General features: G+C 72.2%; 12 protein-coding genes. 3 read left to right on the top strand and 9 right to left on the bottom strand.

Annotated elements, in window-relative coordinates; translation table 11 throughout:
• Positions 1 to 12 precede the first annotated feature (12 nt).
• Both JYJ93_RS24810 and JYJ93_RS24805 read left to right on the top strand, forming a co-directional pair.
• Entirely contained in the window at positions 13 to 375 is a 363-nt protein-coding gene (locus tag JYJ93_RS24810; protein WP_269012399.1) for a DNA-binding response regulator, read from the top strand.
• Positions 368 to 877 carry a DUF6232 family protein gene (locus JYJ93_RS24805; RefSeq protein ID WP_206795276.1) on the top strand — a complete coding sequence of 170 codons (510 nt, stop codon included), beginning with the start codon at positions 368 to 370 and terminating at the stop codon, positions 875 to 877. The genes JYJ93_RS24810 and JYJ93_RS24805 overlap by 8 nt, the downstream gene beginning before the upstream one ends.
• Here JYJ93_RS24805 and JYJ93_RS24800 read toward each other — a convergent pair.
• The 7 genes from JYJ93_RS24800 to JYJ93_RS24770 form a co-directional block, all read right to left on the bottom strand.
• Positions 828 to 1859 carry an LLM class flavin-dependent oxidoreductase gene (locus tag JYJ93_RS24800; protein WP_206795274.1) on the bottom strand — a complete coding sequence of 344 codons (1032 nt, stop codon included), beginning with the start codon at positions 1857 to 1859 and terminating at the stop codon, positions 828 to 830. The two genes, JYJ93_RS24805 and JYJ93_RS24800, sit on opposite strands and share 50 nt — an antisense overlap.
• Positions 1860 to 2085: 226 nt before the next feature.
• Positions 2086 to 3885, bottom strand: a complete 1800-nt coding sequence (locus tag JYJ93_RS24795) for a diguanylate cyclase (RefSeq protein ID WP_206795271.1) — start codon at positions 3883 to 3885, stop codon at positions 2086 to 2088.
• 130 nt (positions 3886 to 4015) lie between these two features.
• Positions 4016 to 5488, bottom strand: a complete 1473-nt coding sequence (locus tag JYJ93_RS24790) for a CHASE2 domain-containing protein (protein ID WP_206795262.1) — start codon at positions 5486 to 5488, stop codon at positions 4016 to 4018.
• A 1-nt stretch (position 5489) separates the two neighbouring features.
• Positions 5490 to 6668, bottom strand: coding sequence for a FecR family protein (locus JYJ93_RS24785; RefSeq protein WP_206795261.1), 1179 nt, complete (start codon positions 6666 to 6668; stop codon positions 5490 to 5492).
• On the bottom strand, positions 6665 to 15982 hold the full coding sequence (locus JYJ93_RS24780) for an Ig-like domain-containing protein (protein ID WP_206795259.1): 9318 nt from the start codon (positions 15980 to 15982) through the stop codon (positions 6665 to 6667). The genes JYJ93_RS24785 and JYJ93_RS24780 overlap by 4 nt, the downstream gene beginning before the upstream one ends.
• Positions 15983 to 16428: 446 nt before the next feature.
• Positions 16429 to 16806, bottom strand: coding sequence for a response regulator (locus JYJ93_RS24775; protein WP_269012400.1), 378 nt, complete (start codon positions 16804 to 16806; stop codon positions 16429 to 16431).
• Between the two features lie 168 nt (positions 16807 to 16974).
• A complete protein-coding gene (locus JYJ93_RS24770) occupies positions 16975 to 17385 on the bottom strand; it encodes a response regulator (protein ID WP_206795255.1) in 411 nt (136 codons plus the stop codon).
• Positions 17386 to 17554: 169 nt separating this feature from the next.
• Here JYJ93_RS24770 and JYJ93_RS24765 point away from each other — a divergent pair, with 169 nt between their 5' ends.
• A complete protein-coding gene (locus tag JYJ93_RS24765) occupies positions 17555 to 19018 on the top strand; it encodes a hypothetical protein (RefSeq protein WP_206795253.1) in 1464 nt (487 codons plus the stop codon).
• Here JYJ93_RS24765 and JYJ93_RS24760 read toward each other — a convergent pair.
• Together JYJ93_RS24760 and JYJ93_RS24755 are read right to left on the bottom strand one after the other, a co-directional pair.
• A complete protein-coding gene (locus JYJ93_RS24760) occupies positions 19001 to 22648 on the bottom strand; it encodes a hypothetical protein (protein ID WP_206795251.1) in 3648 nt (1215 codons plus the stop codon). The two genes, JYJ93_RS24765 and JYJ93_RS24760, sit on opposite strands and share 18 nt — an antisense overlap.
• On the bottom strand, positions 22645 to 24663 hold the full coding sequence (locus tag JYJ93_RS24755; RefSeq protein ID WP_206795249.1) for a CHAT domain-containing protein: 2019 nt from the start codon (positions 24661 to 24663) through the stop codon (positions 22645 to 22647). Before JYJ93_RS24755 ends, JYJ93_RS24760 begins: the two co-directional genes overlap by 4 nt.
• Positions 24664 to 24696 lie beyond the last annotated feature (33 nt).

The raw sequence follows: 24696 nt of genomic DNA, 5'->3' as shown, positions 1-24696 counted from the left end.
CGTGGGGCCGTGGTGTCCCTGCGCACAACCCGGGCCTTGCTGCTCGGTGCGGATGAGTCCCTGGCCTCGCTGCTGGCGGACGTGCTGGGCGACCTGGGCATCGCCCTGTTCCTGGACGCGGGGGACGCGGCCCGGCCGGACCTGGTGCTGGCGCACGTGGAGCGCGGGGAGGCCATCCTCCCGGTGCTGACGCATGCGCGTCACTGCGCCGCCACCGCGCCCGTCGTCATCCTGCTGCCCTTCGCGGACGAGCGCCTGGTGTCCCGAGCCCTGTGTCAGGGGGCCCGGGCATGTTTCGCGCTGGGCCGCCCTCTCGATGAGCTTCGCGCCCTCCTGCGCTCGCACTTTCCTCTGTTGGAGACCACCCATGGGTGAACCGATGGCCGTCGTCACCGCGCTGCGCCCCGTTGTCCCCCTGCGTGAAGTGGAGCGCCGCCCGGTGACCGCACCGGAGCCGGTGTCCGACACGGGGGAGACCTCCCTTTTCCAGGCCGGCCAGGTCCACGTCACCGCCGAGCGGCTCGTCGTGGGCGGCCAGAGCTGGGCGCTGCGCGACGTGCAACAGGTGGAGACCGCGCGCCGCACCCCGAAGGTGTGGCCCTACCTGCTCGCGGTGGGGCTGGCCGCTGCGCTGGGGCTGCCGCTGTTGTCCTGGCTGTCCGTCAGCGTGTCGGCCCTGAAGGGCGCGTTCGAGGCGGGGCTCGTCGTCACCGCCCTGGGCCTCTTCGCGTCCATGGCCGCGCTGCTCGTGGTGGAGGACACCCACTACCTGGTGCTGGGGCTGCCGGGCGGCTCGCGCCGAGTCTTCGGCAGCCACGACGCCCAGCTCATCGCGCGGCTTGCGGGGACGGTGCGGGCCGCGTGTCAGCGGCCGTGAGCTGCTCGCGCACCTGAGAGACGATCTCGAAGGAGCGCAGCCGCGCCGCGTGGTCGTAGATCTGCGCGGTCACCATCAGCTCGTCGGCCCCGGTCTGCTCGATGAGGGACTGGAGGCCTTCGCGCACGCTGTTCGGCGAGCCCACCACGGTGCACGCCAGCATGTGTTCGATCTCCGCCAGCTCCATCTCGTTGAGCTGACCGTCCAGGCTGTCCACCGGCGGCAGGAGCGGGCCCGGCCGGCCGCGGCGCAGGTTGAGGAAGGCCTGGAGCAGCGACGTGAAGAGGCGCTGCCCCTCCTTGTCCGTGTCCGCGGCGAAGACGTTCGCGCCAATCATCGCGTACGGCTTCTGGAGCACGTCCGACGGGCGGAACTGCGTGCGGTACAGGTGCAGCGCGCTCATCATCTGCGCGGGCGCGAAGTGCGACGCGAACGCGAACGGCAGCCCCAGGGCCGCGGCAAGCTGCGCGCTGAAGGTGCTGGAGCCCAACAGCCACAGCGGCACGTGCAGGCCCGCGCCCGGCACCGCGCGCACGGCCTGCGTGGGCGTGGCCTCCTTGAAGTAGTTCTGCAGCTCCACCACGTCCTGCGGGAAGCTGTCCGCGCCGCCCAGTCCCCGGCGCAGGGCGGCGGAGGTGCGCTGATCCGTCCCCGGCGCGCGGCCCAGGCCCAGGTCGATGCGGCCGGGGTAGAGCGTCTCCAGCGTGCCGAACTGCTCCGCGATGATGAGCGGCGCGTGGTTGGGCAGCATGACGCCGCCCGCGCCCACGCGAATCGTCTTCGTGCCCCCCGCCACGTACCCGATGACCACCGACGTGGCCGCGCTGGCGATGCCCGTCATGTTGTGGTGTTCGGCCAGCCAGAAGCGCTTGTAGCCCAGGCTTTCCGCGTGGCGCGCCAGGTCCAGGCTGTTGCGGAGGGCCAGGCCGGCGTCGCCCCCGGAGATGACGGGGGACAGGTCGAGGACGGAGAAGGGGATCATCAGGGGGACCCTCACGCCACGGGGGGCGGAAAAGCCCTTCGATAGCCAGGGCCTTTGGGGTTTTCACGCCATTGACGCACCGCTCGGACGCTCGGGCCCTCCGGTCCGCCAGTCGGAGGCCATCCCACCCATCAGATTGGCTTGCCGCCGGGCGTGGGAACCGCCGCCTACAAACCTGTCCGACAGTCGGACAGGTTTTCCGTCGGCCGCGCCCGTGGGGGCGGCTTCAATCGCGCGCAGGCGTCGCCTTGCGCTCCGACTTCGCCCGGACCAGCGCGGCGTGCGCCCGGTTCAGGGTGCCGTGCGGATCCTCCTCACCCAGGACCGTCACCGCGATGGACACGCGCGCGGGCTGGCCGGGGACGTCATGGAGCTGCTGGCGCGCGGCCTCCGCGCCCACGGCATCCGCTCCAGGCAGCGCGACCAGGAGGGTGTCCCCCGTCCAGCGCACCACGAAGCCCGGCGGAGGACAGAGGCCCTCCGCGGTCCGGGCCAGCTCCCGCAGCGCCGAGTCCCCCGCGTCGTAGCCGCGCGTGCGGTTGACGGTGCCCAGCTCCACCAGGTCCACCAGGAGCACGCTGAGGGGCAGGCCCTCCCGGCGGCAGCGGCCAATCTCCTTGGCCAGCCGCTCCTCGCCCTCGCGCCGGGTGTCCAGCCCCGTGAGCGCGTCGTGGCGCAACAGCCGCTCGCGTGTGCCCTTCAGGTCCGCCCCGATGCCCAGGTCCACCAACGACAGGAGCTGCGCGATGCCCCCGGGCACCAAGAAGGGCCGCGCCACCCAGCGCACCACGCGCGGCCGGGGCCGCTCCAGCGACAGCGTCAGGTGCAGCCCGCGTGAGCTCTCCGCCGCCAGGTCCAACTGCCGCAGCGTGCCGCCGGGGTCCGCCGTCAGGCTGGCGATGTGCTGGCACAGCGAATCGAAGGCCATGCCCGACAGCCGCTCCTCTGGCAGTCCCAGGAGCTCCGCCAGGGCCGCGTTGGCGGCGAAGGGCTTGCGGCCCGGCGCCACCACCAGCACGGGCACCTCCAGGGCGCTCACCGCCTCGCGCACCAGCGCCAGCGCCGCCGCCTCGGTGAGCACCGGCTCCGCCGCCCCCTGGGGACGCGGCAGGGCGGGGCGGGCCCGTCCCTGCGCCGCGGTGTGCTCCAGGTTCTCCGCCACGCGGCCCGCCAGCTCCCGGAGCGCCGCCAGGTCCTCCGGGCCCAACATCAGCGGGCGCGTGTCGATGACGCACAGCGAGCCCAGCACTTCCCCCGTGGAGGTGATGAGCGGGGCGCCCGCGTAGCTGCCGACGATGCCGTCGCGCACCAGCGGGTTGTCGCGGAACACCGGGTGGCGCGTGGCGTCCGGCACCACCAGGGCCTCGCGGCCCTGCACCACGTGGTGGCAGAAGGCCCAGTCGCGCGGCGTGCCTCGGTCCTTCGCGAGCGCCGCGGGCAGCCCCACGTGCGCCTTGAACCACTGCTTGTCTCCCAGCACCAGCGTCAGCAGCGCGACGGGCACGCCGAAGGCCTGCGCCACCTCCGCCACCAGGTCCTGGAGTTCCTTGTCGGGGAGGTCCGCGTCCACCAGCTTCAGCTCGTCGATGCGCGCGAGCCGCCGCTTCTCCTCGTCCGCGTTGAGCTCCAGCTGGCCATGGCCCGCGAGCTGGCCCGCGAGCGCGCGCCGCACGCCATCGCGCATCGCCTCCGGTCCCGCGCGCCGGCTGAGCAGCGAGTGGATGCCCAGCGCGTCCTTGAGCTGCCATGCGCGCACGCGCAGCTCGTCGAACGACGTCACCACCATCACCGCCGTGTGCCGCGCATCCGAGCGGCCCCGCAGCCACGCCAGCAGCGCGAAACCGTCCAGCCGGGGCAGCGCCAGGTCCGTCACCAGCAGCGTGGGCGAGCCGCGCAGGCGCATCAGCTCCTGGGCCTCCGCGCCATCTCGCGCCACCACGCCTTCCAATCCTTCTTGTTGCGCGAGCGCGAGCAGGCCCGCGGCACGGTGGCGATCCGGTTCGGCGATGAGGGCGTAGCGCGGCATGTCGTTCCACTCATGCTGCCATGCGCCTCGCCGTTGCGTACCCTGGCCCTTTGTCCAGGTCAGGGCCGCTCGTCCATGGGCCGACGGTGCGAGGCGGCCTCGTGGATTTCCACGAGCGCCAACGCCCGCGTCAGGACCGGTGCTCACCCGTCAGCGAACGGGACGCCCCCGGGTCCGCCGCGCCCGGGGCCACTCCGGCGTCGCGCGCCTCGGAAGGCGGAGGGGCCGCCTCCCGGGGGAACCGGCCGAACAGCCGCTTGAGGGCGCCGCTCTGCCGCTGGAGGTCCTCGGTGCGCGCCACGGCCTCCGCCAGCGTCACCAGCGCCACGCCCACGACGGCGGGCAGGAGCGGCACGACCCAGCCCGGGTCCGCCAGGAGCCAGCCCACGAACACCGTGTGCACGACGACGAGGAGCGCGGCCTGGGCCACCACCGCGCCCAGGCTCCTCGCGCGGCCCCTGCGCCACAGGAGCAGGCCCAGCACCAGCGCCGTCTCCACCAGCCCCAGCAGCTCCGCCGGGCGGGTGGCCCGCAGCACCCGGCCGGTGCGCAGGTTGTCCATCGCGAAGGCGTGGATCTCCACGCCCGGCACCGCGAGCTGGCCAGGCAGGGTGCTCTGGCCGTGCAGCCCCGTGGCGGTGACGCCCACGAACACCGTCTTCTCACGGAGCGCCAGGTCCAGCCCCACCGAGGACGGCCCCGCGGCCAGCACGTCCGCCAGGCTCAAGCGCGGCAGCCAGTCCGGCGCGGGCAGCCGCATCAGGGGCGCGCCGTCGTCGGTGGCCGCCACGCGCAACAGCGCCTCCGAGCGCTCCGGCCACAGGCGCAGCGCCGTCGCCAGCGCGAGCGAGGGCCACGCCCTGCCGCCCACCCGAACGGCGTAGGGATAGCGCCGGATGACGCCGTCCTCGTCCGGCAGCACGTTCAGCGTCCCGCTGCCCCAGGCCGCCAGCCGCAGCGGGGCCAGGTTCGTGGACAGGCCCTTCGCGCTTAAGCGCAGCCGGTCCGCGTCCAGGGGCACCGGCGTCAGCGGATCCCCCTTCACGGGCACACCGCCGGTGTCCTCCTCCAGCGCCATGCTGCCCAGGATGACGGTGCCCACCCCGGAGAAGGCCTCCGTGAGCCGCGCGTCCCCGTCCTGCGCGTGCAGCCGCGCCTCCAGGTCGCGGGCCAGCGTGGCGCCCGCGGGCGTGTCCGCGAGCCCCGTCGTGCGCAGGCGCTCCAGCACGTCCTCGCCCAGCTCCAGCGCGTCGCGGGACTCCGGCGCGTCGAAGAGGATGTCCACCACCACCGCGTTGGGCCGGTAGGCCGCCAGCGCCTGGAAGGCCTTCGCCCAGGTGGCGCGCGACAGCGGCCAGCGCTCGCCCAGCGCCGCGAGCGCGCGGTCATCCACCTCCACCAGCACCAGGTCCGCCCTGGGCGGCAGCGGCGGCAGGAGCCGGCTCACCGCGAAGTCGTACAGGGCCCGCTCGCCCGGGCCCGGCGCGCCGCCCGTCACCGCTGTGCCCACCGCGAGCAGCAGGCCCACGCTCACGCCCAGCCAGCGCGGCAGGGCGGGGGAGGACAGCCACGTGGACCTGGGACCGCGAGCAGGCAGCGTCATCTCACCCGGCGATGTCGAAGCTGAAGATCTTCGACGGGTAGCCTACGAAGCCGTCGGCATCCACCGCCAGCACCCGCCAGAACCACTTGCCCGCGCCCGGCGCCGCCGCGTCCACCGTGGGGTTGGCCGACTCCTGGACCTTCACCTCGCCCGCGAAATCCGCCGTCGTCCCCATCTCCACGCGGTACACCTTCGCGCCCGGCACGGCCTTCCAGACGAGCGAGGGCGCCTTCGGGTACGTGCCACCCCGGGGCCGCTCCAGCGCTGGCGCCGCCAGGAGCGCGCGGGGCGCCTCCGGGGCCTGGCCCGCCCGGGCCCGCGAACCGAAGCCCGCGTCCACGTCCACGGAGCCTGCCTCCGCGACCAGGGCCACCTTGCCCTCCAGGGTCTCCAGGCGGCTGGTGCCGTCCTCCTGCTGGGACACGCGGAAGCGCGTGCCGCGCACGCCCGCCACCGCGCCGCGCGTGCGCACCTCGAAGGTGGAGCCCGCGCCACCCGGCGCCGCCTGCGTCTCCACCGTGCCCTTCACCAGATCCAACAGCACCTTGCGCTGGCGCTCGGCGGTGAGCTCCAGCGTGCCCAGGCGCACGGCGCTCCGGGGCGACAGGAACAGGACGCTGCCATCCGCCAGCGCCAGCTCTGCCCGGCCAGCGTCGTCCGTCGCCACGAGCTCACCCGCGTACAGCGAATCCCCCGGAAGGCGCGACGTGGGCGGGCCCTCGCCGGTGCTCGCCGTCACCTGTCCGCTGACCGTGCGCAGCCGGGCCACCGCGACCTGCATGGGGCGCTCCACGTACGCGAGCTGCAGCCGGCCCGGGGTGTTGGCGTCGGCGGGCGGCGCCACGAAGGACACGCGCGTGCGGGGGATGCCCGCGTTCACCAGCACCTCCGCCGCGGCCTTCGCCACCGCCAGCCCCTGGCCGTCCAGCCGCTCCGCGTCCGGCAGCTTCGCGGCCACGGTGAGGCTCCGGATGGCGGGGCGCGCCTTCACGGCCTCCGCCACCTCGCGCAGGCAGGCCTCCGTCCGGGGCCCCTTCGCCTCCAGGGGCTGGCCCGTGGTGAGCCGCCCGTTGTCGAACGTCAGCCCGCCGCAGGCGCTGTCCGCCTCCGCCGCGAGCCCCGCGACAGGCGAGGCCGACAGCAGCAGCGACAGCATCAGGGGGGCGCCCGTCTTCCTCACGGCGACACTCCTTCCGCCTGTCCGGCGGTCTTCAGGACGTTGAACTCCACGCGACGGTTGTTCTCCCGGCCCTTCGCCGTGTCGTTGGTGTCCACCGGCTTCGTCTCACCATAGCCCACCGGCTCCAGGCGGTTCGCCGCGATGCCCGCCTTCTTCAGCCAGACGACCACCATGTTCGCGCGCCGCTGCGACAGGTCCAGGTTCTTCGCATCGTCGCCCTGGCTGTCCGTGTGGCCCTCCACGCGCACCAACTCCAGCTCCGGGTGGGTGCGCAGGATGGAGACCACCTGCGCCAGCAGCGGGAACGACCTGTCCAGGATGACGTCCTTGCCGGTGGCGAAATACACCTTGTCCAGGATGACGATGCGCGAGCCCTCCAGGCGCACCTTCGACGCGCCCTTGTCCGGGCACCCGTCCTCGTCCTTCACCCCGTTGATGACCTCCGCCTCCAGCGGGCACTGGTCCTCCGTGTCCGGGATGCCGTCCTTGTCGTTGTCCGGATCCGGGCAGCCGTCCTCGTCCTCGAAGCCGTCCTTGTCCTCGGCGGCCGTGGGGCAGCGGTCCTCCGCGTCCGGGATGCCGTCGCCGTCCGTGTCCGCGGGAGCGGGCGGCAGGGCGAGCACGGCCGCGGGCGGAGTGCCTTCCGAGCCCGGCCGCGACTCCGGCTTCGCTTCGGGCACCGTGTCCGGGCAGCCGTCGTCGTCGCGGTAGCCGTTCACCGTCTCCGGCTCGGTGGGGCAGGTGTCATTCACGTCGGGGATGCCATCGTTGTCGTCATCCGGATCCAGGCAGCCGTCGTCGTCCTGGAAGCCGTCGAAGTCCTCGGGGCCCAGCGCGCAGGTGGGGGCCCGCGCGGCGGCCACCGGGGCCGGGGTGCCGCCCGGCGTGTAGGCCAGCCCCGCGAGCACGCGGAAGGCGGGCGTGCCGTAGCCGCGCGTGAGGCCCGGCCCAGCGCCCACGTGCGCGGCGAAGCCCTGGGCGAAGCGGTACTTCACCGCGCCCAGCAGCTCCAGGGGGAACTCCTCCTTGTCGGACTCCGACAGGCCCACCGCGCCCGCGAGCGTGGCCTGTGCGGACAGCGCCTGGGTGATGGGCACCTCCGCGCCCACGCCGAACGCGAGCTCGTTGCCCACGCGCAGGTTGCGCAGGTCCTGCGCCTTGCGCAGGTTCACGCCCACGTTGGCGAGCAGCCGCAGCGACGGCGTGGTCCACTCACCGGCCACGCGCGGCTGGAAGGTGAGCCCCTCCGCGCCCAGGAAGTGGTCCCCACCGCCGGTGGGCAGGGTGAAGGGCGCGACCACCGCCAGGTTCAGCGCGCCCTTGTTCCAGAGCGCCAGCTTGGGCACCACGCGCAGGTCACCCAGGCCCGCCGTGCCCACGCCGTCCGCGAACTGCTCCGACACCGGGCCCGCGGGCTGCGACCCGGTGACCGTCAGCGGCAGCACCAGGCCCACCTCCAACCGGTCGAAGAGGGACACCGCGCCCATCAGGTCCAACGACACCTGCCGCTCCACGATGCGGTAGACGAACGTGTCCTCGCGCGGGTCGTAGAAGTTGAGCGGCTGGTGCGCGTAGTTGAGGGACGCGCCCACGTTCCACGTCAGGTGAGGTGCGACGCGGGCGCTGTTGAGCCCGAGCACGTCGTACGCGCCCGGCCCCGGCTTGTACTGCTGCACGTCGATGGCCTGCGACACCGACGCCTGGGCCTGCGCACGCGACGCGACGCCCAGCGACAGGCCCGCCGCCACCGTCACCGCCAGCCCCCGGCCCGCACCGAACCGGCGGCGACGGCCGAGGAACGGCACGGACAGCAGCCCCAGCGCCAGCGGGAGCAGGCCCCCGGCGCCGCCCGTCGAGCAGCCGCGGCCCAGCACCTGGAAGTCATCGTCGGGGTCGAGCGGGTTGGTGCCGCCCTTCACCTCGACGCCGTCGGGGATGCCGCCGCCGTCGGTGTCCGCGTTGTTGGGGTCGGACTCGGTGGCGTCGCGGATGCCGTTGGCGTTGGTGTCCTCCTCGCCGTCCGACAGCCCGTCGCCATCCGTGTCGCGGGCCAGCGGATTCGTGGGGTTCTGCCCGCGCACCTCGATGCCATCCATCAGGCCATCGCCGTCCGTGTCGGCCTTGCGCCGGTCGGTCTCCGTGTCCTGGGTGATGCCGTCGTGGTTCACGTCCTCCTCGCCATCCGTCAGGCCGTCGTTGTCGCTGTCGGTGTCGAGCGCGTCGATCTTCCCGTCGCCATCGGTGTCGACCAGCCCATCGATGCCGTCCGGCAGGCCGTCGCCGTCGCTGTCCGGGTTGAAGGGGTCGAGGCCCAGCTCCAACTCGGTGGCGTTGTCCACGCCGTCGCCATCCGCGTCCACGTCGTCGGCGGCGTCGAGCGGATTCGTCTCACCCGGGTCCACCTTGCCGTTGTGGTTCTTGTCCTCGAAGCCATCCCAGACGCCGCCGTTGTCGGTGTCGACCTTGAGCGGGTCGGTGGTGGTGGTGGGGTCCGCGTCCGCGACGAAGAGGGCCGGGTCGGTGCCGGTGCCCTGGGGCGCGGTGAGGCCCAGCTCCACGCCGTCGGTGAGGCCGTCGGAGTCGGAGTCGGCGAGGGTCGGGTCGGTCTCCGTGTCCTGGGTGATGCCGTCGTGGTTGGCGTCTTCGTTGCCGTCGAGCACGCCGTCGTCGTCGGAGTCGTCGTCCAGCGGGTCGGTACGGCCGGAGTGGACCTCCACGCCGTCGGAGAGCCCGTCACCGTCGGTGTCGGCGTTGCGCGGGTCGGTGCCGTACTGGGCCTCCTCCGCGTCGGTGAGGCCGTCGTTGTCGGTGTCATCGGTCGCGGTCCAGGACCACGTGGCGGGCGATTCATCCACGTTGCCCGCCGCGTCCGTGGCGCGCACGGCGAGGGTGTGGGGGCCGGACGTCACGGTGAAGACGGCGGGGTCCGCGCAGGACGTGAACGGACCGTCATCCAGGCTGCACGCGTAGGTGACGCCCGTCTCGTTGGAGTCCAGGTCGAACGTGGCCGGGTTCGGCGCGTTGTCCGCGACCGGGCCCGAGCGGATGAAGGTGTCCGGCGCGGTGGTGTCCACGGTCCATGTGAAGGTGGCGGGCGTGGGGTCCACGTTGCCGGCCGCGTCCACCGCGCGCACCTGCACGGTGTACGTGCCGTCCGCGAGGTCCGTCCGCGTCTGGGGGCTGGTGCACGGGACGAAGGCCCCCGTGTCGAAGCGGCACTCGAAGGTCGCGGTGGCGTCGTCCGAGGCGAACTCGAAGGAGGCGTCGCGGCTCGACGTGACAGCCGGGACGGACGCGGTGAGGGACGTGTCCGGCGCCACGAGGTCCACGGTGAAGGTGGCGCTCGCGGACGGACTGACGTTGCCGGCCGCGTCCACCGCGATGACGCTGACGGTGTGCGCGCCGGTGTCCAGCACCGGGCCCGTGGTGAAGGTCCAAGCGCCGGTGTCGGAGGCCACGGTCGTGCCCACGAAGACGCCATCCACCGTCACGCGCACGGTGGCGCCCGCCTCCGCGGTGCCGGCGTAGGACACCGCGCCGGTGTTGAAGAGCGCGCCGTTCGCGGGCGAGGTGATGGCCGGAGCCTCGGGGAGGCTCAGGTCCACCGTCCACGTGTACTCGGCAGGCGTCGGGTCGGCGTTGCCCGCCGCGTCCACCGCGCGCACCGCGAGGGTGTGCTCACCCTCGGAGAGGTTGTCGAGGGTGAAGGGGTTGTCGCAGGCGTTGAACTCCAGGGAGTCCACGCTGCACTCGTAGCTGATGCCGCCGCCGGTGGAGCTGAACTCGAACGTGGCGCTGGCGCTGTTCGAGGGCTGGGCGGGGCCCGACTCGATGGTGGTGTCCGGCGCGTCGGTGTCGATGATGAAGGTGAGCGACACGGGCTGGCTGGTGTTGCCCGCAGCGTCCGTGGCGGTGGCGCTCAGCGTGTGCGCGCCGTCCGCGAGCGTGGCCTGCACGGGGTAGCTCCACTGACCCTGGCTGTTGACGAGGACCGGACCCAGCGGCGCGCCATTGTCGAGCACCAGGTACACGGTGCTGCCCGGCTCGGCGGTGCCGGTGATGACGGGCGAGGCGGAGGTGAGCACCTCGCCGCTCGTGGGCTGGAGGACGATGGGCGCGTCGGGAGGCGTGAGGTCCACGGTCCAGGTGTAGCTGGCGGGCGTGGGGTCCACGTTGCCGGCCGAGTCGACGGCGGCGACGGTGAACGTGTGCGAGCCCTCGTCCAGGCCGGTCGCCGTGTACGGCGAGGCGCACGCCACGCTGGTCGCATCCAGGGTGCAGACGAAGCTGGCGACGTCCGCGTCCGTGCCCTGGAAGGTGAACGTGGCGGACGTGCTGTTGCTCGCGACCGGGGGCTGCGAGGTGATGACGGTGTCGGGCGGCTCCGAGTCGACGTTGAACGTCAACTGGGCCGCGTCGCTGACATTGCCCGCGGTGTCCGTCGCTGTGGCGGTGACGGTGACAGGACCCTGGGGCAGGTCGGTGGCGGGCGTGAAGCTCCAGTGGCCCGTGCCATCCACGGTCACCGGACCGTAGGAGATACCGCCGATGACGAGCGTCACCTGCGAGCCGAGGTCGGCGGTGCCGGTGATGACGGGCCGCGCGGTGGTGACGGTCGCGTTCGGGGCCGGCGCGGTGAAGACCGGCGCGTCCGGCGCGGCGGTGTCCACGGTGAAGGTGGAGGTGGCGACGGGGCTGGTGTTGCCCGCGCCGTCCTGGGCGACGGCCGTGACGGTGTGGCCGCCATCCGCGAGCGCGGGGCCGGGCGAGACGCTCCATTCACCGGAGCTGTTGGCGGTGACGGTGCCCAGCGAAGTGCCATCCACCGTCACCGTGACGCGGCTGCCGGGCTCGGCCGTGCCGCTGTACGTGGCGGGGGCCGCGGGCAGCACCGCGCCATTCGCGGGCGTGGCGATGACCGGCGCGTCGGGCACGGTGGTGTCGACCGTGAAGGACACGGTGCGAGCGGGGCTGGTGTTGCCCACCGCGTCGCGGGCCGTGACGGACACGGTGTGCGGGCCGTCCGTGAGCGTGGAGGACGTGCAGGACCAGTTGCCATTGGAGTCGGCCGTCGTGGTGCACAGCACGGTGGTGCCTTCGCGCACGGTCACGGTGCTGTTGGCCTCGGCCGTGCCCGTGATGGCGGGCGTCGACGTGGCGACCTGCTGTCCGGACGTGGGCGCCGTGACGACTGGAGTCGCCGGGGCGGTGGTGTCCACGCTGAAGGGAACGGCAGTGCTGGCAGGGCTGGTGTTGCCCGCCGCGTCCCGAGCCGTGGCGCTGATGCTGTGCGTGCCGTCCGTGAGCGTGGAGGACGTGCAGGACCAGGCGCCGGAGGCGTTGGTCGTCGCGGTGCAGAGGACCGTCGTGCCCTCACGAACCGTGACGGTGCTGTTGGCCTCCGACGTACCGGAGAGGACCGGCGTCTGCGTGGCCACCGTCTGGTTGGCCGTAGGCGCCGTGATGGCCGGCGCGACGGGAGCGATGGAGTCGACCGTGAAGGGAACGGCGGTGCTCGCCGGGCCCGTGTTGCCCGCCGCATCCCGCGCCGTGGCGGAGATCGTGTGCGAGCCTTGCGCGAGCGTCGACGAGGTGCACGACCACGCGCCGGATGCATTGGCCGTGGCAGTACAGAGGATGGTCGTGCCCTCACGCACGGTCACGGTGCTGTTGGCTTCCGCCGTACCCGAGAGGACCGGCGTCTGGGTCGCCACGACCTGGCCGGGCGTGGGCGAAGCGATGACCGGAGCCACCGGAGCGATGGAGTCCACGGAGAAGGAGACGGCCGTGCTGGCCGGGCCCGTGTTGCCAGCGGCATCGCGCGCGGTGGCGGTGATGCTGTGCGGCCCTTCGGAGAGCGCGGAGGACGTGCACGACCACGCGCCGGAGGCGTTGGCCGTGGTGGTGCAGAGCACGGTGGTGCCTTCGCGCACGGTCACGGTGCTGTTCGCTTCCGCCGTGCCACTGAGGACCGGCGTCTGCGTCGTCACGGTCTGACCCGACGTGGGCGCCGTGACAACCGGAGCAACCGGAGCCACCGTGTCCACGGTGAACGGCACGGCCGTGCTGGCCGGACCGGTGTTGCCCGCCGCATCGCGCGCCGTGGCGGTGATGGTGTGAGCCCCCTGCGCGAGCGTGGAGGAAGTGCACGACCAGGCGCCGGAGGCATTGGCCGTCGCGGTGCAGAGGATCGTGGTGCCCTCGCGCACGGTCACGGTGCTGTTGGCCTCCGCCGTACCGGAGAGGACCGGCGTCTGCGTGCCCACCGACTGGTTGGCCGTGGGCGACGCGATGACCGGAGCCGCGGGAGCGACCGTGTCCACGGTGAACGGAACGGCGGTGCTCGCCGGGCCCGTGTTGCCAGCGGCATCGCGCGCGGTGGCGGTGACGGTGTGCGGGCCTTCCGAGAGCGTGGAGGACGTGCAGGACCAGGCGCCAGACGCATTGGCCGTCGCGGTGCAAAGGACGGTGGTGCCCTCACGAACCGTGACGGTGCTGTTCGCCTCGGCGGTGCCGGAGAGGACCGGCGTCTGCGTGGTCAGCGTCTGCCCGGAGGTCGGGGCCGTGACGATCGGCGCCGCCGGGGGCGTGGCATCCACGGTGAAGGGAACGGCGGTGCTCGCCGGGCCGGTGTTGCCCGCCGCATCCCGCGCGGTGGCGGTGATGGTGTGCGAGCCGTCCGCGAGCGTCGACGAGGTGCAGGACCACGCGCCGGACGCGTTGGCCGTCGTGGTGCAGAGGATGGTGGTGCCCTCGCGCACGGTGACGGTGCTGTTCGCCTCGGCGGTGCCGGAGAGGACGGGTGTCCGGGTCGCCACGGTCTGATTCGCCGTGGGCGCGGTGACGACCGGAGCGGCCGGAGCCACCGTGTCCACGGTGAAGGTGGTCGTGCTCGCCGGGCCCGTGTTCCCCGCCGCGTCGGTGGCGGTGACGGTCGCCGTCTGGGCACCCTGGGGCAGCGTCGTCGTCGACACGCACGACCAGGCGCCGGAGGCATTGGCCGTCGCGGTGCAGACCGTGACGCCACCCACCACCACGGACACGGTGCTCCCGGCCTCCGCGAAGCCGCTGAACGTGGGCGTCGTGGTGCCCACCGGCGCGCCATTCGCGGGCGAGACGATGACCGGCGCCGCCGGAGCCGTCACGTCCACCACGAACGTGCGACCGGCGGACGCGGGACCGGTGTTGCCCACCGCGTCCCGCGCCGTCGCCGTCACGGTGTGCGGGCCGGACCCCAGCGTCACGCTGGACGCGCAGCTCCAGGTCCCCGTCACGGCGTTGGCCGTCGTGGTGCAGAGGAGGGTGGTGCCCTCGCGCACCGTGACGGTGCTGCCTGCCTCCGCAGTGCCGGTGAACGTCGGCGTCGCCGTGTTGAGCTGCGCATTCTGGGTGGGCGTGGAGATGACCGGGGCCACCGGCGCCGTCGTGTCCACGTTGAACCCCACGGACGTCGTGGGGCTGAGGTTGCCGCTGGTATCCGCCGCCTGCGCGGTCACCGTGTGCGCGCCATCCGGGAGCTGCACGGAGGAGGTGCAGCTCCAGTTGCCGGACGCGTTCACCGTCGTCGTGCACAGCACCGTCGTGCCCTCGCGAACGGTCACGGTGCTGCCTGCCTCCGCCGTACCGCTGAAGGTGGGCGTGCCCGTCGCCAGCGTGGAGCCCACGGTGGGCGTCGTCACCGCGGGCGCGGCCGGCGCACCCACCGGCGTCGACGTGGGCCCGGTCCCCACCGGCGGCGAGGACGGGAACGTCGTCTCCGGCGCACCCTGCTGCCCGGTGCTGCGCACGATGGCCTGGTTGTCGATGCTCCCCGAGGCCCCCACGTTGATGGTGACCCGGAACACGATGGTCGTGCTCTCGTTGATGTTGATGACGCCGCCCTGCGTGGCGTTGGCGCCCGTGCCCAGGCGCACCGTGAGCCGGCGGTTCGCCGCGTCGTAGTCGCCCTGGTCGTCACCCGTCGCGTCCGTCTTCGCGCCCGTGTTGGCGCCGGTCGTCACCCGCAGCGAGCCCGGGACGTAGGTGACGTTCGAGGGCAGGTTGTCCGTGAGCACCGTGAGGATGCCGGAGTCATCCCCCGTGTTCGTCGTCTGCACCGTGTACTCCAGCACGTCGCCGCCGCGCAGGCTGCCGTCCGGACGCGGGGACACCGGCGCCACGCTCTTCACCGTCTGGATGAAGTCCGGCTTCTGCGTGGAGATGGACGTGATGAACGCGCCCAGCAGGTACTGATCCGACGTGGAGGTGGCGGACACCGTGGCGGACGTCTGGCCCGCGGAGACGCGCGCGGTGATGTCCACGACGTCCATGTCCAGGCCCTCGGTGGTGCCGGGCGTGCCGGCGAAGCGCGGCAGGTCGCCTTCATTGCTCTGCGCCACGCCCAGCCGGCTGCGCGTGCCGTTGAAGAAGTTGTTCACCGGGTTCTGCGCGTCGGACAGCGCCACGCCGTTGAAGGTCAGCGAGTCGCCCGTGAATGAGTTCTCACCCTCGTAGGCGATGACGCCCAGCTTCGCCGTGTAGCCGGAGGCCGGCACCAGGAAGCCGGACAGGGTGGCCGTCGCGCTCGCGCCGCTGCTCACCGAATCCAGCCCGTCGAAGAGCGTGAGGTTGCGCAGGGGCTCGCTGGCCAGCCGGTAGAAGACGACGATCGACCAGCCGGAGTAGGGGAAGGTGTCGTTGACGTTGCGGAAGTCCAGCGCGTCCGCGCCGGCGAGCAGGTACGTGCCCGTGCCGCGCTGCTGCACCAGCGCCGTCACGTCCGCCGTGGACTGGTAGGAGTAGTTGCTGCCGTTCGTGTAGCTCTTGCTGGAGTCCGCGGTGATGGCCGTGGAGAAGGCCCCCGTGCCCACCCGCGACAGCGTCACGGATGTGCCCGGCTGCGTGGTGCCCGTGCGGCTCGCCACCGAGCGCACCGCACCCCAGTACAGCCGCGCGTACGTCACGACCGCGCCCGCGGGCAGCGTCAGCACCGCCTGACTCCTCGAGTCCGCGGGCGCCACCGACGTGTCCGCGAACGCCGTGAGGCCGTCGGTGGTCCAGTGCACGTCGGACGCCTGGTCGGTGATGTTGGTGCCGCAGGCCCCCACCGTCCCGGTCAACGGCGCCGGGGTGCCGGAGCGGCACTCCTGGGACAGCGTGTTGCCGAACAGGACGAAGTCGCCCCGTTGATCCACCTGGTAGCGCAGCGCCGGAGCGGCGGAGGCAATCTGGGGAAGCAGTGCCAGGAGCACCAGGCACGACGCCATCCAGGCACGCGCGAGGGGGACGGTGACCCGGCCGGAAGCGAGGGGGAGGTCGTTGGGAGTCGGGTCCATGGAGGTCCGTCCGTGTCGTGGCGGAGAGGGTCGGCGGGAGGGGAGCGGGGGTGTGGGGGAACCCGCTCCCGCCGTGTGTCCAGGCGCTTGCGCGGGCAGGTTCAGGTGCCGGGGGAGCACCGAGCTAGTGAGCGGTGTCGCGTCATGGGCGCTGCGCGGGGGCGTGGGCACGAGGCAGCGGAAAAGCAAGGCCAGGGCCAGCCCCCTTGGAAGGGGCTCCAATGAATTCTTTCGCGCAGTTGGAATAAGGGACGCGCCCACACGGAGCGCGTTGTCCAGGTTGCGGATCCATTTTCCAGAATCCGGATCCGCTCCCACGCGAGTCCCAGTGCGTCAATCCGGACGGCGCGAGCGGATGCGATGGGCTCGCACCGCGGCGTCGCCGCGAAGGCACCTGGACGCGGAGTGGATCCATGCAGGAGTTCTGCGCTGGCGAGCGCGCTTTCTTAGCGCGGAGCTTCCAGCAATTGCGACACGTGCTCCGCCAGGTCCGGCAGCGGCTGGGGCTTGCTCAGCACCAGGTCCACGCCCAGCGCCTGCGCGCGCGTTCCCAAATCCGGTGTCGCGAACGCCGTCAGCAGCACCATGCGCGTGGCGGGGGAGGACTCACGCAGCCGCTCCGCGATGATGAGCCCTTCCTCGGACTGCGTTCCGCTCAGGCGCAGGTCGCTGATGACCAGGTCGTACCGGCCGCGCTTCACGCGCTCCAGGGCCTCGTCCAGGTCCGTGGCCGAGTCGACCTCGTACCCGGCGCGGGAGAAGAAACGGCCCAGGACCCAGCACAGGACCGTTTCATCATCGACGATCAGCAGGTTCCGGGGCACACAGGGAAGCATGAGCAAGGGAGGGGCCAGGGTCCCCGGGAATAAATCAGTGAAGTCTTTACAACCACTTGGCCCGGCGGAAACGCGTCCGCCGCGCGCATTTGTCCAGGTTGCGGATCCATTTTCCGGAATCCGGACTGAACCAGACAAGGACGGCAGCCCGGCTTTTCAGCGCATGGAGAGGGGCTGGGGCTGGTCCTCGTTGGCCGCCGCGGGGATGAGCGCGGACAGGTGGAGGATGAGCACCGGCATCAGCTGCGGCTTGGGCAGCAGCTTGGTGATGCCGCTGGCCCACGCCGAGTGCCGGACCTCGTCCAGGGGCAGCGCCGTCATCAGCAGGATGGGGAGGTGCGAGTCCTGCAGGCGCAGGTCGCGAGCGAACCGCAGACCTTCCTCCATGCCGGGCCGGCCGAAGGGATGGTCGATGAGGACCGCGTCGAACAGGTTCGTGTCCAGCAGGCCTCGCGCCTGGGCATCCGTGCGAGCGGTGAGGACGGTGAAGCCCGCGGCCGTCAGGTGACGCGCCGTTGCCCCACGAACCGGGGGCTTCGAATCGAGGAGGAGGATTTTACCGTGCATGCACAACAACAGTGCAGCGGTTGTGCCACGCGGGGTGTCATCCGCTCATTCCAATCATTGCAAGGGATTGGAAGAGAGGGAGCGTGCGCGGACGGAGCCGTTTTCCAGTTCCTGGACCGGTCTCCGGATTCTGGAATCAATAGGACGAACGTCCACTGGGAGCCGAAGGATGCCCGAGCCCGTGAAGGATGAATCGCTGCAGCTCCTGCTCGCGCGCGCCGACGACCGCCGGCCGGTGCTGGAGGAAGGGCTTCCCGCGGACGCCACCCGGGATGCTCCCAGGCCCGCGCCGCTCGCTCGCCGTGCCGAGGGCATGACGCTGGAGCGCCCCGACGCGAACCCGAATGACCTGCCCGCGCAGCGCTGGGGTGTCATCGCGCCGGAAGGCACGACGGGCGACGCCATGCTTCGCGCCATCGAGCCGCTCATCCAGCACCGCGAAGAGGAGCAGGGCGCCCCCGTGATGCGCTACCGCGTGCCTCCGGGCATGGACGCGAGCGCGGCGGTGCGCTGGAGGGAGTCGGTGCACCGGGCCGAGGACGTCCCCGAGGAGGACCGTCCCAGGTACCTGCTGCTGCTCGGGGACCTGCCCGACGTGTCCATCGAGTTGCAGCACGTGCTCGCGCATGGCGCGTTCGTGGGACGGCTTCACGTGGGACTTCCCGAGGGTGTGCCGGACCTCGCGGGCTACACGGCCTACGCCGAGAAGGTGATCGCGGCGGAGAAGCGGGGCGCGCCTCCAGAGGCCCCCGACATGCTCCTGTACACGGCGCGGGATGGGACGACGGCGACGGCCTCGGGACACCAACTGCTGGTGGAGCCCTGCCGGCAGGTGATGGAGACGCGGTGGAAGCAGAAGCGGCCCGCGTTGAAGGTCCAGGAGGTTCCCTATGACTATGCGGACGCGGATGGGCTCCTGGAGGCCGCGGCGGGTGCGCGCTCGGCGGTGATGCTCACGGTGGCGCATGGGCTGGGGCGGCCCTCGAAGGGCTGGGCTTCCGCCGAGGAGCAGCGGGCGCTGCAAGGCGCGCTGACGCTGGGCGGAGGTCCCCCGCTCACGGGAGCACTGCTGCGGGACACGCCGTTCCTGCCCGGAGGCATGTGGTTCAGCGTGGCGTGCTTCGGCGCGGCGACGCCGCCGGACAGCGCGTTCCATGCATGGCTCGCGCAGATCGCCGCGGCAGGCGGGTTCGCGGGCCGTCCCGCCTCCGTGCTGCACAGCCTGCCCAGGGAAGGGGAGCGTCCCTTCGTGGCGGCGCTGCCTCAAGCCTTGCTGGCGAATCCACGCGGCCCGCTGGGCATCATCGGACACAGCGACCTGGCGTGGACGCTCGGGTTCCTGGACTCGGAGGACATGACGCGCAGCCGAGCCTCGCGCGTCCTCTCCGCGCTGCAAATCCTGTCCAATGGCAGCCGCGCGGGCGTCGCCCTGGATGCGCTGATGAGCGCGTACCGGAGCGTCAACGACGCGCTGCTGGCGGGCTACCGGGCGCGGCAGGACGCGCAGGTGTATGGCGTTCCGGATCCGGTCGACCCGAAGCGACAGGGTTATCAGTGGATGCAGCGCAATGACTTGCGCGGCTATGTGTTGCTCGGAGATCCCGCCGCGAGGCTTTCAGGGCAGCAGCCTTAACGTCGGTGGCGGCGTCACGAGCGGATCCCGTCCCTGGACCCGCTCGCACTCCGCATAGCCGCGGGCCGCCTGTTCCTCGCTTTCATCCAGGTAGCTGCGCCGGACGTCCGGAGGAAGGCAGTCCTTGTTGATGGCGCGGAGCCGCCGCTGGAGCTCCGAAACATCCAGGGGCCAGAGCTGTGCCTGGGCATCGGTGCACACCGTCAGGACCTGCTGCCCGGACGGACTGAACTCGGCGGAGGCGACCTCCGACTCACAGCTCTGGAGCACCAGGGGGGTGCCCGTTCCGTCCGCCCTCCACACCCGCGCCGTTCTGTCCTCGGACGCCGTCACCACCCGGCGGCCATCCGGGCTGAAGCCGGCGGAGGTGACGCGGTCCAGGTGTCCCTTGAGCACGACGGGGGTGCCCGTCCCGTCCGCCTTCCACACCCGCGCGGTCTTGTCCTGGGACGCCGTCACCACCCACTGGCCGTCGGGACTGAAGCTCGCGGAGTAGACGGCACCCCCATGCCCCTTGAGCACGACGGGGGTGCCCGTCCCGTCCGCCTTCCACACCCGCGCGGTCTTGTCCTGGGACGCCGTCACCACCCACTGGCCGTCGGGGCTGAACTCGGCGGAGGAGAGGTCATCCTCATGCCCCAGGAGCACCACGGGCGTGCCCGTCCCATCCGCCCTCCAGACCCTGGCGGTTCGGCCCGACGCCATCACCACCCACCGGCCGTCGCGGCTGAACCGGGCGAAGTGCGCTTCATCGTCCCCCAGCATCCTCGGTGGCCCGCTCCCGTCCGCCCTCCACACCTGGGGCGCGCCGCCGAACCAGCGCGTGATCAATACCGACTGGCCATCCGGACTGAACTCCGCTGATCCAATGGGCGTGACCGGATCCCCCTTGAGCACCACGGGCGAGCCCTTCCCATCCGCCCGCCACACCCGCGCACTTCCGTCCTTGGTGGCCATCACCACCTGGCGTCCATCCGGGCTGAACGCGGCCGATGAAACGGAGCTCGCGCCCCCATCGAGCAGCACGGGAACTCCCGTCCCGTCAGCGGGCCAGATGCGTGCCGCTCCGTCGGTGCCCGCCGTGACGACCCGCTGCCCATCCGGACTGAACCGCGCGGACCAGACCCCCTCTTCTGGCCGCTGGAACACCACGGGAAGATCCGGCTCGCCCGCTTTCCAGACCCTGAGGGTTCCATCCCGGGACACGGTGAGGATCCGTTGCCCGTCCGGACTGAATCGCGCGTCATCGACCCAGCCCTGGTGCCCCTTGAGCACCCGGGGCGGGACCATCCCATCTGCCTTCCACACCCTCGCGGTCCCGTCAGAGGACGCGGTCACCACCCACCGGCCATCCGGGCTGAATCCGGCGGAGAAAACAGGGGCCTCATGTCCTCCGAGCACGAGCGGGCTGCCCGTCCCATCCGCCTTCCACACCCGCGCCGTCTTGTCCGCCGAAGCCGTCACCACCCACAGGCCATCCGGGCTGAACCTGGCGGAGTACACACCCTCTTCATGTCCCTTGAGCACCACGGGCGAGCCCTTCCCATCCGCCCGCCACACCCGCGCCGTCTTGTCCTCGGACGCCGTCACCACCCACAGACCATTCGGGCTGAACTCAGCGGAGGAGACGGGCTGGGTGTGCCCCTTGAGCACCACGGGCGAGCCCTTCCCATCCACCCGCGATACCCGCGCCGTCTCGTCGTACGACGCCGTCACCACGCGCCGTCCTTCAGGGCTGAAGCGCGCGGACAGGACCGAGGCCTCGTGCCCGGCCAGCAGCACGGGCTTGCCGGTTCCGTCCGCCCGCCGCACCTGCACGCTCATGTCCGCCGAAGCCGTCACCAGCCACTGGCCATCCGGACTGAAGCTCGCGGAGTGGACGGTGTCCTCGTACCCCTGGAGCACCACGGGCGTGCCCGTCCCATCCGCGCGCCACACCCGCACGGTGGCGTCCTGGGAGGCAGTGACGATCCATTGCCCATCCGGGCTGAACTCCATGGAGCGGACCCGGCCCACATGGCCCGTCAACACCACGGGGGTGCCTCTGCCGTCCACGCGCCAGACCCACGCGGTTCCCTCCCGCGAGGCCGCCGCCACCCGCTGGCCGTCCGGGCTGAAGGCCGCGAGGTGCAGTGGACTCGTTCCCTGGAAGGTCACCTCCGGGAGGGGCTCCTTCAGGAAGTCATGCGCCAGCTGGGTCCACCACCGCGCCTGCTCGGGTTCGGGCACTTCGAGCAGCAGCTTCGTGGCCATCGCGGTGTAGCCGCGGCCTTGCAGGTCGCGGGCCCCCGTCATCAACGCCAGGCCCCGCGCGTCTCGCGCCTGCCGGTCGGCTTCCTGCTTCGCGCTCTCCGCAACCTTCTTCGCCTGCTCCGCCTGGGTGCGCTCCGCCCAGGCCCAGATGAGCAGCAGGGCCATCATCACCGCCACGCCTACCGCCACCGATGCCACGATGATGAGCCTGCGCCGCTCTGCCGCTTCACGCCGGCGCTGTCGTTGCGCGGACTCACGCTCGATGCGCTGCTGCTTGAGCTCGAAGACCTTGCGCGCGAGCCAGTCGTGTCCCAGTTCGAAGTATCGGCTGCCCTGGTGCTGCTCCGCGTGCAGCACCGCCGCCGCTTCCAGGTGCGTCAGCACCTCGTCCGCGTGCTCGGGTGGCAGCTCGGCGCGGGCCTCCTGTTCCGTCAGCAGGGTCCGGCTGCCGTCGCTCGCGATGAGGTGTTGCTCCAGCAACCGGCGCGCCGCCCGCTTCTTGTCGGAGCCGAGCGCGTCCAGCGTCGCCTCCAGGTAGCGGTGCACCATCGGCTCCGCGGCGACAGGCTCCACGGCCTGGCCCCGTGCCCGCTCGTCCCACAGGGCCCGGCAGACGATCTGCGCGAACGCGGCCTGCACCTCGGCGTCATCGTCCTGTTCGCCCTGGCCCGCCATGCGCACCTGCCGCATGAGCGTGCGCACTTCCTGCTCGGACCACGGCTGCGAAGGCAGGCCCTTCTCGGTGGCCAGCCGGCACGACACCTTCACCATCTCGCCCACGGTGAGCGGCCCCAGCCGGAATCCCTGCTCCAGCAGCTCGCGCCGGCCCCGCACGCGGTCGCGGAAGCGCCCCAGGTAGTCCTCGCGCATCGCGAGCACGAGCTGCAGTCCGCGCACCGGCTTGCGCGCCAGCGCGTCCAGTCCCTTCAGCAGCGCGCCCGTCGCCTCCACGTCGCGCCCGGGCAGGAAGAGCTGCTCCAACTGATCCAGGTAGATCAGCACCGGCCGGTCCGAGCGCTGTGAAGCAAGCTCCAGCGCCTCGTCCAGCGCCTCCACCGTCCCCGCTGGCTCCGGCGGAGGCCCCAGCTCCAGCTCCGTGTGCATCGTGCGCACGAGCCGCGCCAGCGGAGCCTCGCCCGCGAGCCACCCGTCGATGCGGACCGTGCGGAACTCGTGCGCCTCCTCCAGCAGCGGAATCACACCGGCCTGCATCACCGACGACTTCCCCGCGCCCGAAGGACCAAAGAGCGTGAGGCACGGGTGCGCGAGGATGCGGTTCACCAGCCGCTGGGTCGCCGTCTCGCGGCCGAAGAAGCGCTCGCGGTCCGCCGCGCGGTAGGGCTGCGGCCCGAGGAAGGGATTCACCGGGCCGCTCATCGCGAACCTCCCAGCGTCTCGGCCACAGCGTCCGCTTCCGCCTGCACCACCTGGATGCCCGCGCCCGCGGGCAGCCCCCGGCCAGACTTCCACGACTCCGCCTCATGCACGCCGGGCTCCAGCAGCACCAGGCTCTTGCGCGGCAGTGGCCGTCGTCCGAACAGCCGCGACAGCAGCATGCGGTGGTGCCACGCCAGCAAGGACAGTCCGACGAGCAGCGCGGGCCGGCTGTCCAGCGTCCCCAGGATGGCGTCCGCCAGGTCCGGAGGCAGGACGGACTCCAGGTCCCGCACGCCGTGCAGGTAGTCGTCCTCCGTGAGCAGGGGTGTTTCGAAGACGCGGTCGGGCAGATAACCCCGGTACAACCGCACCAAGGCCACATCGCGCGATGGGTCGAAGTCCAGGGGCAGCGCGTCGAGCGGTTCCCAGTCCTGTCCCGGCAGGCGCCGTCGGATCAGCGCGGAGCCCTCGTCGGGCGACGACGGCTGGATGACATACAGCGGCAGCTCCGGCCGGTGCAGCGCGAGCGCCTGCTCCAGCACGGGCATGCGCAAGAGCGTGATGTGCACGCCGGGCCTCAGCCGCCGCGCGAGCGCCTCCACCAGCGGCAGCGTGGGCGCCGCGTCCCGGAACACCTCCTGGAAGTGCGAGTCCAGCGTCTTGGGTCCGAAGCGCAGCGTGAACCGCTGCGCCAGCGCGCTCATCGGCAGGGCCTCCGGTACGGCCCAGGGCGTGCCCCGCATCCGGCCATGCAAGAGCTCCCGCAGGTCCTCGTCCGTGGTGCCCCCATGGTCGCCCAGCACCAACGAGAAGGGACGGGAGACCAGGTCCAGGAGCCCGCGCACGGACGGGTCCTCGCCGCGCACCGGTTCGGTCCGCACGGGGGCTCGGGGCGCGGTGTTTGTCCGGGCGGGCCGGAAGGAGAAGAGGGTGGTGTCGCTGCCCCGCAGGTACAGGACCGGCGAGAAGGCCTCGGCGCTCTCTCCGAACTCCGTCAGCACCGTGCTGCGCGCGTCATGGAGGCAGCGGGCCACGTCGCCCCGGTGCCGCGTGTCTCCCACCAACGCGCGGTAGAAGGCCCGCGAGCACGCGCGCGCCACGTCTGTCTTCACCGGCCACAGGTGCGCCACCACCGCGTCCGCGCCCCCCTGCGCGAGCAGCTCCGCCGCGCTCGTCAGCGCCCCCGGTTGAGCGCCCTGACAGGCTTCGAGCACCACCAATCGCAAGTCACCCCGGAAGGCTCCCGCCAGCTCCTTCGCCAGCAGCTCCACGGAGAGCCCCGCGGACGCGCCGTCCGCATCCATGAGTTGCAGGACCGGGGCGCCTCGCGAGTCCACGCCGCCATGACCGATGAAGTGCAGGATGTGCGGCGCGGGCTCCGAGCGGAGCCGGTCGATGACGTAGTCGCGCCGCGAGCGCGGCCCCACGAGCGGCTCCATCCACTCCAGCGCTCCAGCGTCGATGGCCGGCTGGAGCATGGCGCGCAGGCGGGCCGGTGCCTCTTCATCCAGCGGAGAGACGACGAGCAGCCGCACGGCCCCGGTGACCTCGCGAGGCAGCCAGGGCTTCGTGGACTGCACCCCGCGCACGATGCACATCTCCGGCGAGATGCCGAGGAAGTCGAGCGGCCCGGACGGTCCACAGAGCGCCTCCCAGGGAAGCGCCTGGAGCTCGCGGTCCCGAGGCAGCAGCCGCAGCAGCAGCGGCTTCTGGCTCCCGGTGTTGCGCGACACGCCGCGCAGCTCGAGCAGCACCTCCTGGAGCCCCTCGCGGAAGAGGGCGGAGTGCAGCGCCCGCGCCTGCTCGGGAGACTCCAGGGGCACCCCGCGCACGGCCGCGTCCCGCACCCACTCACCGAAGCGGCGGAGGGCGTCGCGCGAGTGCGCGAGCCCCAACCTGTGCGGCGCGGGCTGCTGTCCGCCGCTGCCCCGCGCCGTGGCGCTGACCTCATCGCCAGCCAGCGCGAGGTCGACCTCCAGCCAGTATCCGGGCGCCGCCGTTCCGCTCGTGCTCATGAGCGCCCAAGCCTACCCTGTCCTCACGGCACC

This window comes from Corallococcus sp. NCSPR001, from assembly GCF_017309135.1.
Lineage (GTDB): Bacteria > Myxococcota > Myxococcia > Myxococcales > Myxococcaceae > Corallococcus.
The sequence above is the reverse complement of the archived record's forward strand: the minus strand, read 5'-3'. Positions and strand labels throughout refer to the sequence as shown.

Excerpts from the sequence above, each read along its gene's own strand:
- JYJ93_RS24760 (WP_206795251.1), bottom strand. The coding sequence starts at position 22,648 with ATGAGCGGCCCGGTGAATCCCTTCCTCGGGCCGCAGCCCTACCGCGCG.
- JYJ93_RS24765 (WP_206795253.1), top strand. The coding sequence starts at position 17,555 with ATGCCCGAGCCCGTGAAGGATGAATCGCTGCAGCTCCTGCTCGCGCGC.
- JYJ93_RS24780 (WP_206795259.1), bottom strand. The coding sequence starts at position 15,982 with ATGGACCCGACTCCCAACGACCTCCCCCTCGCTTCCGGCCGGGTCACC.
- JYJ93_RS24805 (WP_206795276.1), top strand. The coding sequence starts at position 368 with ATGGGTGAACCGATGGCCGTCGTCACCGCGCTGCGCCCCGTTGTCCCC.
- JYJ93_RS24770 (WP_206795255.1), bottom strand. The coding sequence starts at position 17,385 with ATGCACGGTAAAATCCTCCTCCTCGATTCGAAGCCCCCGGTTCGTGGG.
- JYJ93_RS24755 (WP_206795249.1), bottom strand. The coding sequence starts at position 24,663 with ATGAGCACGAGCGGAACGGCGGCGCCCGGATACTGGCTGGAGGTCGAC.
- JYJ93_RS24790 (WP_206795262.1), bottom strand. The coding sequence starts at position 5,488 with ATGACGCTGCCTGCTCGCGGTCCCAGGTCCACGTGGCTGTCCTCCCCC.
- JYJ93_RS24795 (WP_206795271.1), bottom strand. The coding sequence starts at position 3,885 with ATGCCGCGCTACGCCCTCATCGCCGAACCGGATCGCCACCGTGCCGCG.
- JYJ93_RS24800 (WP_206795274.1), bottom strand. The coding sequence starts at position 1,859 with ATGATCCCCTTCTCCGTCCTCGACCTGTCCCCCGTCATCTCCGGGGGC.